Here is a 469-nt window from a genome sequence, read left to right as displayed (position 1 = left end):
GAATGCGAGATGTGATCTCCCGACCTGGCTTGATCCCCGGTCCGATGAAGAGCATCGGCACCCGCAGCACGCCTTCGCGCATCGAATTGTGATGGCCGTAGCTGTCCGGGCTCCAGTGTTCGCCATGGTCGCCGAAGATGACGAAGAGCACATTTCGGCCCCTCAGCCGCCGCGACAAATTCTGCATGAAGACGTCGAAACGGCTGGTCAGGAAATGATCAATGCCGTCGAGATAGAGTTGGAAAATGCGCTCGAAGTCGCCGGCATGAAACAAATGCTGGATGATCCGCTTGTAGCGGACCAGCAACTCTCGGTCCTCGCCGTCTCGATAGGTTTCGTCGATGCGATCGGGCGTCTCCTTCAGATTGAGCGGCAATTCGCTTTCTAAAGCGGAAACCGCGTTGCGGTAATCATCGGCCCCGAATGCGAGGCGGTGGAAACCGTAAGGGTAGTGTGCACCCGAAAAGTG

General features: G+C 57.1%; 1 protein-coding gene. It reads right to left on the bottom strand.

The genetic code is table 11. The features are described 5' to 3' along the window. The coding region (locus ACLD7X_RS18770; RefSeq protein ID WP_411425195.1) for a sulfatase-like hydrolase/transferase at positions 1–469 on the bottom strand (469 nt) is incomplete at both ends.

The organism is Aphanothece microscopica RSMan92 (assembly GCF_046613545.2).
Taxonomy (GTDB): Bacteria; Cyanobacteriota; Cyanobacteriia; order PCC-6307; family Cyanobiaceae; genus NIES-981.
The sequence above is the reverse complement of the archived record's forward strand: the minus strand, read 5'-3'. Positions and strand labels throughout refer to the sequence as shown.